The sequence below is a fragment of the Paludibacter sp. 221 genome, assembly GCF_010501035.1.
GTDB lineage: Bacteria > Bacteroidota > Bacteroidia > Bacteroidales > Paludibacteraceae > QVMH01.
Genome location: NZ_QVMH01000003.1, coordinates 109,830 through 126,551 on the forward strand (window position 1 = coordinate 109,830; position 16,722 = coordinate 126,551).

A 16,722-nucleotide genomic window follows, 5' to 3' on the forward strand; every position below is an offset into this window, starting at 1 on the left:
TGTATCGTTCGTTTTTTACCCATCGAGATATTCCCCAAATTAACAGCCAAATACCCTCGTATACTATCTTTAGAAACTGTTTAAAGTTTCCACTATTATGCCTTCAAAAAAAATCTTTTTCGCAATAATTTATATCCTTTTTTATTAAAAGCCCCGGAACAATCTATAATTACCAAAAAAAAACCGACCGGGTAAGATAATCACCCCCTACCCTATAAAAAAAACAGAAGCAGAATATCCCATATTCTACTTCTGCTCCCGATTTTTCATTATAATTTTAGAGGTTGTCTTCTTATCTGATAAATAGCAGTTCCCTGTATTTCGGCAATGTCCACATCTCATTATCCACTGTTAGTTCCAACTTATCCACATGATAGCGGATAACATCAAAATAAGGATAAACATTATCATGATAGGCAATAGCTTTCTCACGTTCATCCTCAATCCTGTTGGCCACCTTACGTGCTTCCACCATTGCATCCGCATTGGTTTTTATAGCACAAATATGGTCGGCTATCTCTTCAATAATGGCCGAATCCATCTCGCTCAGTTTTTCTGCCTTATCAGCCGGATACACAGCTTTTATCTTGTATACATTATCCAACAGCATCGACTGGTAACGGGTGGCTACCGGAATAATATGATTCATAGCCAAATCGCCCAGCACACGTGCCTCTATCTGAATCTTCTTTGTATATACCTCCCATTTCACCTCGTTACGTGCATGGAGTTCTTTTTCGGTCAACACACCAGTTTCTTCAAACATTTTCACGGTTTGAGGAGCAAGATAAGCATCGTAAATCAAAGGAACGCTTGTTTCACAATCCAATCCCCTTCTTTTAGCTTCTTCTTTCCACTCATCGCTATAGCCATTACCATCGAAACGAATGGCCTTTGTATCTTTTATGTATTGCTTTAATGTGTCAAAAATAGCTTCTTCCTTGGATATACCCGCTTTCATCTTAGCGTCTATCTCTGTCTTAAACTCTTTAAGCTGGCTTGCTACCGATGTATTTAAGGCAATCATCGCAGAAGCACAATTGGCCGAAGAACCTACTGCACGAAACTCGAAACGGTTTCCGGTAAACGCAAAAGGCGAAGTACGGTTACGGTCGGTATTATCTACCAGCACTTCTGGTATATGAGCAATACCCAGTTTCATCCGTTTTTTATCGTCCACCACGATAGCTTCTTCGCTGGTACTGGCTTCGAGCTTATCCAGCACAGCAGACAGTTGCGAGCCCAGAAAAACAGATATAATAGCCGGAGGAGCCTCATTTGCACCAAGGCGGTGAGCATTCGGAGCTGTCATAATCGAGGCTTTCAGCAAAGCATTGTTTTTATGAACGGCTTTCAGCGTATTTATAAGAAAAGTCACAAACTGAAGATTAGCTTCCGAAGTTTTACCCGGAGTAAGCAAGCCCACACCCGTATCAGTTCCCAGCGACCAGTTATTATGCTTGCCCGACCCATTGACACCTGCAAATGGCTTCTCATGAAGCAGAACGCGGAAATTATGTTTACGCGCTATCCTGTCCATCAGCGACATGATGAAGATATTCTGGTCGACAGCCAGGTTTGTTTCCCCATAAATAGGAGCAAGTTCAAACTGGTTTGGTGCAACTTCGTTATGGCGGGTCTTCAACGGAATACCATACTTATATGCCTCAAACTCCAAGTCGCGCATGTACTCCGCAACGCGCGGCGGAATAGCCCCAAAATAATGGTCTTCCAACTGTTGGTTTTTAGCGCTCTCGTGTCCCATAAGCGTTCTTCCGGTCAGCAATAAGTCAGGACGCGCTACACAAAGGTCTTCATCAACCAAGAAGTATTCTTGTTCCCAGCCAAGATACGAGTATATCTTTTTTACATTCGAGTCGAATAGCAAACAAACATCCAAAGCAGCCTTTTCTACCGCATTGATAGCCTTAAGCAATGGAGCTTTATAGTCAAGCGACTCACCTGTATACGAGATAAATACCGTAGGAATACAAAGCGTATCGTCAACAATAAATGCCGGAGAAGATGGATCCCATGCTGTATAACCACGCGCCTCGAAAGTATTTCGTATCCCCCCGTTAGGGAAGCTCGACGCGTCAGATTCCTGTTGTACAAGCAATTTTCCCGAAAACTCCTCAATAATAGGCCCGCCCGGTTCATCCACATACTCGATAAAAGAATCATGTTTTTCGGCAGTACCGTCGGTCAATGGCTGGAACCAGTGAGTGTAATGAGTAGCGCCCATCTCCATCGCCCACATTTTCATTCCGGCAGCCACATGGCTTGCTATTTCACGGTCAAGCGTTTTACCCTCGTCAATAGCCTCACATACAGTTTTCATCGTATTTTTCGACAAGTATTTTGCCATCTGGTCACGATTGAATACATACTTACCATAGTACTCCGATGTGATTTTGTCCGGCACCGATGCCGGAACGGCTTTACGCTTGAATGCTTCTTCAACAACTTTAAATCTTAATGTTGACATATATAGTTTATGTTTGGATTATTTATAATAGAGCTTATATTCAATAGTCTATTATAAAGCTTATTTATAAATCATTATAGTATTAAAAGCTCCCGTAGGGAGTAAAGTTTGGTAATGTGCAAATTACTTAATAATCCGGCATGCCGTAGGTACGCGACAATTAGAGAGAAAGTTGCGTACCTATACGGCACGCCCGCTATATCTAAAGATAGTGTTTTACCAAACTCCCACTCCTAACGGAGTGCCATATTTAGCGCAAGTCTGTGACTTGTGCTTATATTCTTTACAGTTTAAAACTGCATTATCTTTGGTACAAGTTGTGCTACGCTAAACTTGCGCCAACAGTGAAAAAATCTGACTTTTCAAGTCAGTCTACTTTTTAAAATACATCTGCAAAACCGTTTCTATCAATTACTTTCCGAAAGCAAAAACATCTCAAAAACAGCTATTCTGAAACATCGTACTTTCAATAAACAGGTTTGCAATACATCAAACAAGGAGGAATAAAATACGGGGTATAAAGATACATAAAAAAAATTGGTCAAAAATATTCAACTTTCATATTTTAAAGGCAACCGCATCAAAATATGTAAAATTGCTATTTTTTTCTTTCGTAGCCGGAGCTAATCTTTCCGCCTCAGCTGGTGAGCGTTAAGAAATTCAGCGTAACGAAGCGTTAAACAGGATTTGCTGTTTGACGACCAACGGGAGGAGTTTCAAANAGCGAAAGCAGAGTCAAGCTTGCTTGAGCTATGCTAAGCGTAGGTGCTTCAACAAGGTTAATTTTTTGTTTACTTTTTCAGCTATAGGAAAAAGTAAAAGCCTGTCCGGCTCGAGGACAAAAGAATAAAGTGAGGATACTATAACTCTCCCTAAATCCCTCTCTCAAAGAGAGGGACTTTGAGAGTGAGAAACGAAAGAACAATATCTGATGAATTGGGCATTTACAAATGTAATTTTGGTTACCCTTTCATATTTTCCATTGACATCAAAATTTATTCAGTACTATCTTCACGCATTTAAATTATTTTGAAGCTGAAACAGCCCTTTGCTAAATACAGTTGGCGCAGATGAAACGTTCCATCTGCGCCAACTGTATTTAATTTCAGCAAACGATTGTGCCGTAACACGTTACCTCGTCAACATAAACTTAATTCCAAGCCCGAAGTTCGTAGTCGATACAGGGAAAGATGATGAAATAAGCGGCGTAGTTCCCTGATGGTCGAAAAACATCTGAAGATTTATCTTCGAACTGAAAACATAATCTGCCATCACTTTCACTCCAAACATCTTATTTCCACTGGTAGCCTGTGTTATATTCTCTTCAATCTTACGCAACAGCATTTTATTGTCGCGATACGATACATCCACATTCAGCTTAAGGTCGTTCTTCACTTTCGACTGTCTGTCTTTCATCTTAAGAATAACATTGAAATCCTTAATTGTATAACCAAACCCAAAAACAATCTCGTCGCTGCTACCGTCGGCAAGCTGTGCACTGGCAAGGTTCAGTGATAAATTACGTTGCTTACGGTATTCTATCTTAGTGGTCATGCTGTTTTTCATCGTCACGTTCACCCCGATAAGCGGGCTAAACTGCTCAACCAGCGACACACTCGGTATCTCATATTGCATCGACGGAATAGGGAAATCATTCTCTACATTGCGGATGTAACCAAAATCACTGCCACTCTCCATTGGCACCCAAGTAGAATAAGACGAATAAGCACCAACTGTATAACGGCAAGTATAGCCATGAGTCAGGTTCACTGTACGGAAACGGTCTTTTATCCAAGGTATCCTTGTCAGCCCGTCGTAAGTTACACGCCAGTTAGGCAAAATACTAAGCAACGACAGTAGCGGATTAGTACCGACTGTATTCACATCACGCCCCGTATAGGCCGCCAAAAATGCAGGAATGAGCACATCTGCCGAATTTTCAGAATACCCTCCATATGTATTCGGGTCATATTGTCCATAGTTATTGCCGGTTAAGAATCCAGCATTTTCATCATTAGGATAAACTTTCCCCTGATGCTCCCTGTTCAGGCGTTGACGGATAACCTCCCTGTTAGCACGGAATGTTTCGTATGTTTCCGAGCGGTAATTATTCTCGCCATTCCCTACTTTCCTGAAAGCAGTACCGATAGCCACCTGAGTAATGTTGTAATTACCCGTAAAAGTAGTAGGAGAACCCGGCGACATATACAGGGTAGATTTATTATACTGCGTTACCTGTTTTGCATTCAACTCTATTTTGAAACCAACAATTGGTTCTACCGACACTTTTACATCCAATTCGGAAGAGTGCGAGAAAATAGCCGGATTCACAATAGTGTCATTATTGGCAAGCAACCAGCCATTCTGCTTCATTTTATCAAGCGTACTATCCTCGTCGAAGAATCCGAAGGCAAAACCTATGCCCGGCGCATAAATTCCATTATGGTCTTTACGCTGCCCCAGGAAAGACGGTTCCTGCATAAATCCCGGAATAGTCATATTATTCGACTCGCGGTAAGTGAACGATGCACGGCGCACCATCATCAGGCCACGAACAGTATAGTCGGCTATTTGCTGTGCAGGGTTACGATGATTCGGGTCCTGACTTACAACAGTCAGCAATATCTCGTCCGCATCATTAGGCGTAGTAATATCTACCGAGTTATTATTTTTCGCCCCTTGCGAAACTCTTACAGGCTTACCCGATTTATCCACTGCACTCACCTGCAAACGGTCGCTTCCCAAACGGTGATTAATAGTTTTGCTCTCCCCGCCTTTCAGGCTTACTGTTTCAGTATATGTTTTCGGCTGAAACTTAGGGCGGTTGCCCGTTTGCTTCATTCGTGTATCAACACCTTTCAGATATTTGCTTTTGTTATACAACTGCTCAAAATTGAACTGTCCGCCACCCTGCCAAGCTCCCATACTGGTAGCAATGTTGCCCATGCTTTCTTCCTCAACCCTGTTCCAGCTATAATTAGCATTGTACGAGGCATTCAGATTAACCCAACTAAGTATAGGTATCTTATTGACAGGCAAGTTCCACGAAGCCGTGAAAGTTTGCTGATACGTACTGGCACGCCCAAACTCCTTAACACTCATCCAAACCGAATCGCGCCAAAGCTCATAATGCTCCTTGCCTATCTCCGGAGTATAATAAGGTTCAATTATATTGGCATTGGTAGCAGCGTTAAATGTCAAACTAATTGCCCGTGTCAGGTTATATGCGATATTAAACTGCCGCCTCCACACAAAATCCTTGGCAAAAGTCAAATCCATCGGCTCTTCGGTAGCACTTACCGCACTGAAATCGCGCAACTTAACCTGTGAGAACTGACGATTCATATCTGTATTAAAACTCAAGGATGTAGGAGTATAATATATATTCATATCCTTGATTATCTTGAACGCCGGCTTATCCAGTGCCTTCACATTCTTGAAAGGCTCGAAAGGCTGGCTACTGAACGAGTAACTATAGTTTATAGCTGCACGCTGCTCTTTCACCATATCTTTTTCTATATCGGCGCTTTGCTTATTACTCTCTACATAAGCATAAGTAACCGTAATATTGGCAGGGTCGTAAAACTGTGGCTTCTTACTCCTGATATTTACTTTAGCGTTCGATACATTAAAGCTCTTGGAGGTAGCCACCGTATTCGACATCATCTTCAGCGAGTCGCGCTGTTGTTCTGTTTCCAGATTGTCCAAAGCATCCGAAAGCAGTATATCTTCATCCAACGGGTTGTATTTAGGCGAAAGCGTCTCGTTGGAGTACGAGAAATAAATTGGTATCTGAAGTTTTGCTTTCTCAGGCAGGAAACGACCCGCATCTACCGAAGTAGAAACGCTTATCTGATATAAATCGTCCATACGGCGGTCCATAACCTTGCTCTCGATAGACCCGAATCCGGCAGTTTCCGTACGTCCTGCTACATTCACGGTTGCAATATCCGACAGAGCCAATGCCATATTAGCCATAGCAGCCCATCCGCCGCTTTCGTCAAACTCGGACATACGCAGTTCGTTCACCCATATTTCACCGGTCCGCAGCGAGTTGCTCTTATTACGTATCCCTATCATGATATTCTTCACCTCCGAGAGTGTAGGGTTACCGCGAACCGTAATTTTATTTTTTGGTTTCTCAGGGTCCCATGTTTCAAACAGAGTAAGATTTGTTACCCCCGAAGCCGGATTTTGTTTCGCCTTGTTACGCAACAACTTGGCATCGGTCAATACTTCGAACGGGAAATCAAACTTATTATCCTCAGGCCATACAGCCCGCCTGTCGTTCAGCAAGCTATTATCATACCTTCCCTCCGGAGTAAGCACAAGGGGTATCTCATATTCATAATAGTTATCGGTCATATCAGTACCCAAGCGGACGAAACAGCTCAGTTGCTGGTCTTCCAACGGCTCGCCCGACTCCAACGCCTCAGCATGCACATACATTTGCAGGCGTTTGTACTGGCGCATATCATAATTAGTTTTCTTATAAACCGCACGGGCATCGTTTGGCGACAAATCTCTGACACGCAATACCATTGCCTGCTCATTCTGAGCTATTATCTGTGTTTGTCCCGGAGTAGTCTGGCGGTTTATTCCCGGAGGCAATACGTAGTTCACAGGCGATTTAGTTGCATTTTCTTCAATATTCACAGCCAGCACATCCAATTTTCCATCCGATTCGGGCATTTTATCAGGTTCATGCAATGCTTTGGTATAAGTACGCCACTCGCCGCGTACCAAATCGAGCGTAGCAAAACGCAAGGTAATATCATCTTCAAAATCGGTCAGGTACATCCTCATGAAGCGGATTGACTTAAAGTTACGGATATTACCCTTTCTTTCGCCGCTTGCCACAGGTATTTTAAACTGGTACCATGTTACCGTCGAAGGTTGTCCATTGCGTAATGTAACTTCCACATCCTTTCTTTCTGTAATGTAGTTCTGCCCTATCTGCATCGACTCACGTTTTATATCTACCGCATATTCAAAGTATTTTTCATACTCGTTCATCGTATTGTCGGCATTTATATCCTCCGTATCGGGCAGTGTGGTCGAGTTTGTAGCATAAGTTTCGTTCGTATCCGCTATTTCGGGCGAGTTTCCTTCCGTACCGTTATATCGCTTATAGCGGCTCAGTACATCCAGTTCTTGGTCGTCATAGTCCGAGCCCCGGTAAAAATGGTAACTATCCCCCGCAGGGTCGTTGAATGGCGAGAACGGGTCTAAATCCATACGAGCCTGAACATTCGGGTCGAGGATATTTCTCAGATTATCCAGAAACTCCTTATACGCGCCAAAGCTCTTTTCCTGTTCGCTGGTTAAACCATTCAAACCCACATCCTGATAAATTCTTGCTCCCGGCGTATTATCAAAAGCATTAACAGTGGATTGTCCGCGCGGCACATATCCCCACACCGTTTCGTCGTTTTGCGACACATCGCCCGTAGAGCTCAATCCGTTTTCAAAGAATTTTTTACCATCTTTCAGTACATCTTCGCTTATATCCCCCAAGTTGAAAACCAGCTTACCTCCCAGATGCGTTCCCGTGGAATCGTTCACAAACGGATCCATCATCCAGAACTCAATATACTCGATGTTGGCATTTTCAAAATCGGTTACATCAAGTTTGCGCATAACACCTCCCCACCGGCTTTTCGGGTTCTGTAGCGAGCCATCAGGATTCATCCCCTGCCAGTTAAGGTTGTAAGGCCCCCGCTCTGTCGGATAAAAAGAAAGGTTCATCACCGAAAGATTGTTGGACTGAGTGGTCAAAGTTTCCCGGTTAGGATATATTTCTTCTACCAGCACATTACGCGTCAGATGATTCGACTGCAAGTCAGGATTATCACGCAAATGGGCAGGCGTATTCTTTGTACTTATATTCAGATTGGGGTCTACCGAGTACCATGCCAGTAAAGCACGGTTATATCCGTAACTAACATCATTACTCCGCGCCGACTCGGGGAAAACCGACGGCGTACTTGCCAGCTTCCAATAATAAGCCGGACTATAATTCAGGTTTATATTGGTTTTGGTAGCTTCAAAATCGTCAACGTAAGCATATCCTGCATCACCAATAGCTTTGGAGTGGCCGGGTATTAACTGTGCAAACTCTGCATTCACTGCAAACGACGAGGGTTGTGTAGCATTAACAAACGGAAGTTTATCAATCACGTTGGTAAGCCATTGCGACTCGCCACGCCACGAGGTATTCAGCCCCCATATCGTATTGGATATAGGCTCGCTGCCTGTATTTACTTTTGTAGTAAGAGGTGTTTCGGACAGGTGCATAACCGTACCGCCCAATGTAAAGTTTTTACTGAACTCGTATTCAACATGCGTACCGAACAACGATTTACGCTGCATGCTGAACATCGACTGATTCTCCAACTTCACATCTATGTTTGTACCCGATTCGAGCAACGATTCACGCAATATACTAACAGTACCCATCGTATAGTCTACCGTGTAATCTACGTTTTCGACCAAGGTTTCGCCACCAGCGGTAACACTTACCGACCCGCGCGGAATATTCATTGCATTCAGGCGAATCTCTTTGCCCGAAGATGCCTGATACTCCCCTACTAAACGGAATTTATTTTTCTCGCTGAACTCACGTGCTATAACCAAAGTAGAATCGTACAGTTCTTTGAACACATAATTCCGGGCTATCTGCGAATTTCCTATCTCTTTTTCCAAATGCTTTCCGAATGGCTCCAACACCGGAAATATAACACGCCCTGTATTGGCACTAACTGTATAACCTTCGACATAATCGAATTTGCCATCGGGAGTTTTTCGCTGCTGCTTATCAAGCCGGTCGAGGTTCATCACCCGAAGCAAAATTTTATTTTTAATATCCCCTTCGGTAATGTACTGCAAATCCGTACCGATAGAATCGTTGCGGTATACTATGTCCAAACGGAAATTATCAGGCTGAAGCTGAAAAGTATTAAGATAATATACATTCTTCATCATCAAATCCCACATAGGCAACTGGGGAATCTGAACGGTACCTTTCAGCATCTTTACAATAAGCGTATTGGGAGCCTGGATGTTATCGGTAGAAAACTCTCCCACCTGATAAGTCTCTCCATTGTACGTATATTCAAAAGCCACAGCCAGCACCTCGTCAGGGTTGAGTGCCGAGCGTAAAGAGATAATCCCCAACGACGGATTGAAGGTATATTCAGAAGCCTCGAGGCGGCGGGCGCTTTCTACTTTTTCATAATCCTCGCCTCCACGCACATCAGGGGCGTTAATTGCAAAGTAATCAGCCAACACCTGATTGGTACGCTGAATATCGCGTATGCCGTCTATATCTTTCACTACATTGTAAAGATTATTCGACTTGTTACCCGGAAGAGCATCTCCCCCTACAGGCAACTTCCAATAATTGGCTGCAAGGCTGTCTTTTTCAGCCAAGTCCATGAACGCTACAATATTACGTGCCTGCTCGTAGTTTCCACGCTTATTGGTTACCCATACCTCAAGGCGGTTGATTGTAACCCCGTAAGCCGCATTGGGCAAACGGCTCATAGCCCCTTCAAACTTATCGCGGAAATAATGCGCAAGGAAAAAGTGCCTGTTTTCGTCGTAATTATCAATACTGATATCAAACTCGGTAGTCTGTGCGCCTCCTCTTGAACTTACGCTCTGCGATTCGGACTGCTGCTGGGTAGCTATTGCCGACACGCTCAACTTGCCGAACTTCAAGTCGGTTTTCACCCCAAAAAGCGAAGTACTACCGCTTATAAGCGAACTATTGAGCGGCATGCTTACATTTCCCGCTTCTATGTTCTGTATTATATCGTCTTCCTCGCCCTTGAAACCAAGTTTAACCATCTTTTGGTCGAAACCGAAGGACGACTGGGTATTATAATTCATACCAAAGTTAAGGCGGGTACCCACTTTGGCATTTACATTCAATTGGATTTTCTGATCGAAATCAGGCGAAGTATTCCGGCGCAAACGCTTGCTTACCGACGGATTTTGAAGGTTGGTGTGAGTTATCCCGAAAAGCAACTCTGCCGAACCTTGTGTTTTTATCTGCACACCTCCCGGCCCGAATATCTTATCGGCAGCGCCGATATTGAACTTCATATCAGTAAGCGAAAACTTATCCTCGTTGCTCCTCTCACCATCCGAGTCTTTTTCGAGCCAGTAACGGTTCATCGCCTTTTTTGCCGAATAGTCGTAATACTCCTGTTCGGTCATGGAGTAAGGCGTTGCTATCTCGGTATTACCCACATACGTACGCATGATGTACAGGCCCGAAACAGGGTCGTATTCCACCACCGACTTTACATTTTCGGGCATGGGAGCATCCATCGGATGCTTCACATCCAAATCCTCAAATGTATCCTGCTTGTTATTACTTATCGGGAAGCGCGTTTTGGTAGTATCAGCCTGATTTACACTTTGCTGAGCTACAGATCCCATAGGCAACAGGAACAGGCTAACAAAAAGGGATATAATAAATATGGATAATATTTTATTCTGCATATTAAAAACTACAAATTACAGCCTATAGCCCGACTGCCAAATAGTATACAATTACAAGTTTCTGCCACGAAGGCGATAAGACACTATTTTTTGTCTGTTTCTTAGCCTCCCCTTACGGGGAGGTTGGAGGGGCTCCTTCCCTCTACATCATTTTAAGCGCAAGTTTTATCATTTGCTCCACCTTAATATCAGGCTGCTCTTTCAATATCTTGTCGGCAGCTTTTTGCGAAGCAGCAGCCGAAAAACCAAGCATAGTGAGCGCAGCCACAGCTTCGTCCTTCGTATGACTGTTTTCCTGAAAACTTACCACAGCCGATTCTGTCATTCCGGTCACCTTTATTATCTTATCTTTCAGGTCGACAATAATACGCTGGGCGGTTTTAGCTCCAATGCCTTTTATCGAGCTTAGAGCCGGCACATTGCCTGTAGCAATCATTTCCTGAATTTCCTGTGCCGAGTACGAGGACATTATCATACGGGCTGTATTAGCGCCGATGCCCGAAACGGATATCAACAGCAAGAATAACTGACGTTCAGCCTGAGTAAGAAAGCCGAAAAGCACATGAGCATCCTCCCGTATCGATTCGTAAATGAACAACTTGGCCGACTTCTGTTGCTGAATGGTAGAATAAGTAGGGAGTGTTATGTGCACACAATAACCGATGCCTCCGGTTTCGAGTACAGCATAGGCCGGATTTATCTCTGCCACATCACCTTTTATGTAGTCAATCATCTTTCTTTCAGGGTGTTTTTTTAAGCTTGCAAATATACTGATATTTTACATTAGCCACAAAGCAATATAAAACCTTATTAGGGTAACCGCATCAAAATTACATTCTAATCACCAAATTCATCAGATACTGCTCTTTCGTTTCTCGCTCTCAAAGTCCCTCTCTTTGAGAGAGGGATTTAGGGAGAGTTACNTTTTATTCTTTCGTCCTCGAGCCGGACAGGCTCTTACTTTTTCCTATAGCTGAAAAAGTAAGCAAAAAAGCCACCGCTACACCTGCTTCGCTAAAATTCAGCTACACTACGCTACAGAATTTGAAACTCCTCGCTACGCTCGTCAGACAGCAAATCCTGTTTAACGCTTCGTTATGCTAAATTTCTTAACGCTCACCAGATGAGGCGGAAAGATTAGCTACGACTACGAAAGAAGAAAATAGCAATTCTGCATATTTTGATGCACTTGCCCTTAAACCTTATTGCCCTTTGCCGAAAATAATAACGTGTGTTTTTTCGAAAAATTACATCAAAGATTTATTTTATGAAAATATTTTTCCGGTACTCTCCACCGTGGTATACTTTGGTTGGCGCGGACTTGTAGTCCATGCCAACCGAGTCTCTATGTTGAAAAGGGAAAAAGAAGAATGTCTTAAGTAGGCTGTGGTATGTATACAAAAATAATATCCGTAAAGCGGACTTAGAGCCGCTTTACGGAAAAATAGACTTTTATATATGCACTATGTGCGAACCAACTGGCACCTATGTGTCGTAAAAACACCCATACTTGGCGCAAGTCTGCGACTTGTGCCTATATATTTAGTAGTTTAAAACTGCATGTATTTTCGGCACAAGTTACGCTACGCTAAACTTGCGCCAATATAATGAAAAAACAGGCTCCTATGTGTCACTATGTGCGAACTAACTGAACCTATGTGTCGTAAAAACACAAACTGCTTAAATCACAACTCGTAAACAGACTCTACCTCCGGTATTTCTACATTTTGGAAACCTGCATCTTCCAAGTGTCCTTTATATGCAACTTGGGCGTTGTACTCACCGTGCACCAAGAATGTCTGTTTTATTTTCGATTTGTCCTGCGACGACAGGTAATCTATCATTTCGCGGTAATCGCCATGTGCCGAAAAACCTTCGATACGTTCAATCCGCGCATTCACCTTGTGCGGAGAGCCAAAAATAGAAATCTCCTTCAGTCCCGGCTGCTGGATACGAGCTCCTAACGATGTAGGAGTACAATAACCAACCATCAATATCGTATTATTCGGGTTCTCAATATTATTCGAAATATGGTGTTTAATCCGTCCCGCCTCAGCCATGCCCGAAGCCGAAATAATGATACAAGGCTTTTTATAACCATTCAACGCTTTCGATTCGTCCACATCCTTAATATAATGCAAAGAGCTAAACCCGAAAGGATTAGGGTCTTTCAGTAAGGTTTCCTTTACACGATCGTTCATCGTATCCATGTGCAGGCGGAAAATATCAGTAGCATTTACCGACAGCGGACTATCTACAAACACCTCGATAGGCGGCAGTTTTCCCGCATTGTGAAACTCATTCAGCGCATATACAATTTCCTGCGTGCGCCCTACCGAGAAAGCCGGAATAATCAGTTTACCCTGCCGTTCCACACACGTTTCATACACTATTTTCAGCAAGTCCTCTTCCGTAGTTTTCACAGGCTCGTGCAAACGGTCGCCGTAGGTCGACTCCGCAATAAGGTAATCGCATTGAATAGAAGGTGTCCACGGGCTTAACAGGTGACTACTTTCGCGCCCTATATCGCCCGTATAGGTTATGTTTTTAACCTCGCCACCCTCTCTAATCCGGATATTGGCGGCAGCACTCCCCAGCATATGCCCCGTATTGGTAAATTTCACACTAACATTATCATTGATATAGAAACGGCGGTTGTATGCAACAGTGATGAACAGCTCCATACATTTTTCGGCATGCACCACATTGTATATAGGCGAGGTAAGAGGCAAGCCTTTTTTCGCCTGTTTTTTATTAAACCATTTATTATCAAGCTCCTGTATATGTCCGCTATCCACCAGCATTATCGAACATAAATCGCGTGTGGCGGACGTACAGATTACCGACCCTCTGAATCCTAATTTGTATAGATACGGAATAAGCCCCGAATGGTCGATATGCGCATGAGTAAGTATAACGTGGTCTAACTCTTCGGGGTTGAATCCCAAATGGCGGTTCATAGCATCAGTTTCCAACCCTTTTCCCTGAAACATACCACAGTCGAGCAAAATACGCTTCCCCTCATCGGTGGTTATCAAAAATTTACTACCCGTTACCTCACGTGTAGCCCCTATAAATTCTATCTTCATACTACAACATCTTTATATAATAATTTCCAAAAGTCGTAAAATCAATCCTCTTAAAAGAATAAACCGGAACAATTTATTGTTTTTTTACAATAATGAGCAGTTATGGGTTACGAATCGCGTTACCTCGTTTAAAAAAGAAAGAGAACGCAAATTACGCAAACAACGCAAATTCCATTTTTATAAAGTATTTAAACTCAATAAAATAAATTTGCGCAAAGCGGTCTTTAGCCGCTATACACCAACCCGAATATTATACACAATAACCCGTACAGCGGCTTAATGCCGCTTGTCGGATAACAAAAATACGATTCTTTCAAAAAATAAAATCTTGTTTTTTAGCTTTTATACATTTATATTTGAAATTCATAAAAAACAAATAATATGGAAGGCTCAGCTATTTTCATAATAGTAGTAGGAGTATTACTGTTATCTATATGCATTTTGATAAGAATTTTATATCCAAGAGATTATTCTTCTGTTTGTGATAAGTGTGGTTCTACCGATGTTGAAGTTCAACCAATGCGCAACCTCAATCCAATGGAAAATTTGGGGGATAGCTGTATTAATGAGTGTCGTAACTGTGGAAATACATGGACTGAAATCCTCTCTTAGTAGCGGATTTAAACCCGCAATGTATATTCCTCTTGTCTCATCGGATTTGTAATCCGATGATTTTTTAATAGCGGATTTAAAATCCGCAGATAATTCCTTTCGGATTATAAATCCAAAAGGACATAGTTACGAATAGCGTCACCTTACTTCAAAAAACAAAAAACACATAGAAAGCATTTGCAATCTATGTGTTCTTATATGTAAGCTAACCACCCCTATGCGTCACAAGGTTACTCCTGTTTTAAAAATAGCAATTTCGCGATAGCCTTTCTTTTCATTATTTACCAACTCGCCACTCGCCACACCTATTACATAGGCGATAAAGCGTTCGTTTACCGCCTCAATCGGCTCGTTTTCCACAATCGTTCCGGCATTAAAATCAATCCATCCCGGTTTCTTATTATAGAGTGGAGTATTTGTTGATATTTTCATTGTAGGCACATACGTACCAAACGGCGTACCACGCCCTGTAGTAAACAGCACAATATGGCATCCGCTCGAAGCTAAAGCCGTAGCAGCCACCAGGTCGTTACCCGGTGCGCTCAACAGGTTCAAGCCCTTTGTTTTAATACGCTCGCCATACATCAACACGTCTTTAACCAACGACTTTCCGCACTTCTGCGTACACCCCAGCGATTTTTCTTCCAAAGTAGAGATACCTCCCGCTTTATTGCCGGGCGACGGATTTTCGTACACAGGTTGATTATTTTTCATAAAATAATCTTTGAAATCGTTGATTAAGTGCACTGTTTTATCAAACATATTACGATTGATACAGCGGTTCATCAAAATAGTTTCGGCTCCGAACATTTCAGGCACTTCAGTAAGCACCGTACTTCCTCCCTGCGCAATGAGGAAATCGGAAAAAACACCCAACAAAGGGTTGGCAGTAATACCCGAAAAACCATCAGAACCGCCACATTTAAGCCCTATTTTCAATTCTGAAACCGGCACTTCTTCACGTTCGTCTTTCGATGCCACTTCGTAAATTTCACGGAGCATCTGCATACCTGTTTCATACTCATCCTCCACTTTTTGAGTTTCCATGAATTTCACACGCGCCTCGTCAATATCGCCAAGCAATTCACGGAAAGCACCCACCTGATTGTTTTCGCATCCCAGCCCGACAACCAATACTCCGCCCGCATTAGGATGAAGCACCATATCACGCAGTATTTTACGTGTGTTTTCATGGTCATCGCCAAGTTGCGAGCACCCGTAATTGTGAGGATAAGCAACAATGGCATCAACCCCTTGTAGTTTTGTCTCATTACGCAGCTGCTCTGCCAGCGAGTTGGCAGTCCCATTCACACAACCAACTGTAGGAATTATCCATATTTCGTTACGTACCCCTACCTCGCCATTTGCACGCTTATAGCCTCTGAAAGTCAGATTGCGATTCGGGATATCCAAATCCACATCATGCGGGTTATACTCGTAATCCAACAAGCCTTCGAGGTTTGTTTTTATTGTTTTCTCATTTACCCAGTCGCCTTGCTTAATATCTTCGCGGGCATGCCCTATCGGATATCCATATTTTATAATATCGCTTTTAGCTGCAATATCTTTTAGCGCAAATTTATGTCCGGCCGGAATATCGGCGTTCAACACAATTTGCATATTATCGATTGTAACACTTTCGCCCCGATGCAAATCATTTATTGCAACAGCTACATTATCGGCCGGGTTTATTTTTAAATATTTCATTCTTAGTTTTATGAGTTATGAATTACTTATTCAAGCGGGATTATTCTTTTGGATTATAAATCCTTATAGTATCTAAGCATGGGATTGCAAATCCCATGCGACTGTATAAATCAGTCGTGGTCGGAAGATTTTAGGCGTTAAAACAATCCTGATTTAAGGGCTGTAAGCCCGTTTTAATTTAGCCCAATGGCAAGCGAAGCGTCGCCTTGGGTTAGTTTGCAATAGCAAACTTGGCGGGCTGTAAGCCCAAGTCAAGATTAACCTTTCTTTCGTCCTTCGTATTTGCAATCTCCGTGCTACTGTGCCACTGATTAG

At 42.8% G+C, this 16,722-nt stretch carries 5 protein-coding genes; all 5 read right to left on the minus strand.

Features of this window, described 5'->3' with window-relative positions:
• Positions 1-292: 292 nt before the first annotated feature.
• Positions 293-2,488 carry a glutamine synthetase III gene (locus tag D0T49_RS01500; RefSeq protein ID WP_163628821.1) on the minus strand — a complete coding sequence of 732 codons (2,196 nt, stop codon included), beginning with the start codon at positions 2,486-2,488 and terminating at the stop codon, positions 293-295.
• A 1,131-nt stretch (positions 2,489-3,619) separates the two neighbouring features.
• The gene (gene sprA, locus D0T49_RS01505) at positions 3,620-10,999 is read right to left on the minus strand and encodes a cell surface protein SprA (protein WP_163628822.1); all 7,380 of its coding nucleotides are present in this window, start codon (positions 10,997-10,999) and stop codon (positions 3,620-3,622) included.
• Between the two features lie 142 nt (positions 11,000-11,141).
• Complete coding sequence (gene ruvA, locus D0T49_RS01510; RefSeq protein WP_163628823.1) at positions 11,142-11,732, minus strand: Holliday junction branch migration protein RuvA; 591 nt, start codon at positions 11,730-11,732, stop codon at positions 11,142-11,144.
• A gap of 952 nt (positions 11,733-12,684) precedes the next feature.
• Positions 12,685-14,088, minus strand: a complete 1,404-nt coding sequence (locus tag D0T49_RS01515; protein ID WP_163628824.1) for an MBL fold metallo-hydrolase RNA specificity domain-containing protein — start codon at positions 14,086-14,088, stop codon at positions 12,685-12,687.
• Positions 14,089-14,922: 834 nt separating this feature from the next.
• Positions 14,923-16,407 (minus strand): UxaA family hydrolase, encoded by a 1,485-nt coding sequence (locus tag D0T49_RS01520; protein WP_163628825.1) that lies wholly within the window; start codon positions 16,405-16,407, stop codon positions 14,923-14,925.
• Between the last annotated feature and the right edge of the window lie 315 nt (positions 16,408-16,722).

What these genes read in the sequence shown, in the direction of transcription:
- D0T49_RS01520 (WP_163628825.1), bottom strand. Translation starts at nt 16,407, where the DNA reads ATGAAATATTTAAAAATAAACCCGGCCGATAATGTAGCTGTTGCAATA.
- ruvA (WP_163628823.1), bottom strand. Translation starts at nt 11,732, where the DNA reads ATGATTGACTACATAAAAGGTGATGTGGCAGAGATAAATCCGGCCTAT.
- sprA (WP_163628822.1), bottom strand. Translation starts at nt 10,999, where the DNA reads ATGCAGAATAAAATATTATCCATATTTATTATATCCCTTTTTGTTAGC.
- D0T49_RS01500 (WP_163628821.1), bottom strand. Translation starts at nt 2,488, where the DNA reads ATGTCAACATTAAGATTTAAAGTTGTTGAAGAAGCATTCAAGCGTAAA.
- D0T49_RS01515 (WP_163628824.1), bottom strand. Translation starts at nt 14,088, where the DNA reads ATGAAGATAGAATTTATAGGGGCTACACGTGAGGTAACGGGTAGTAAA.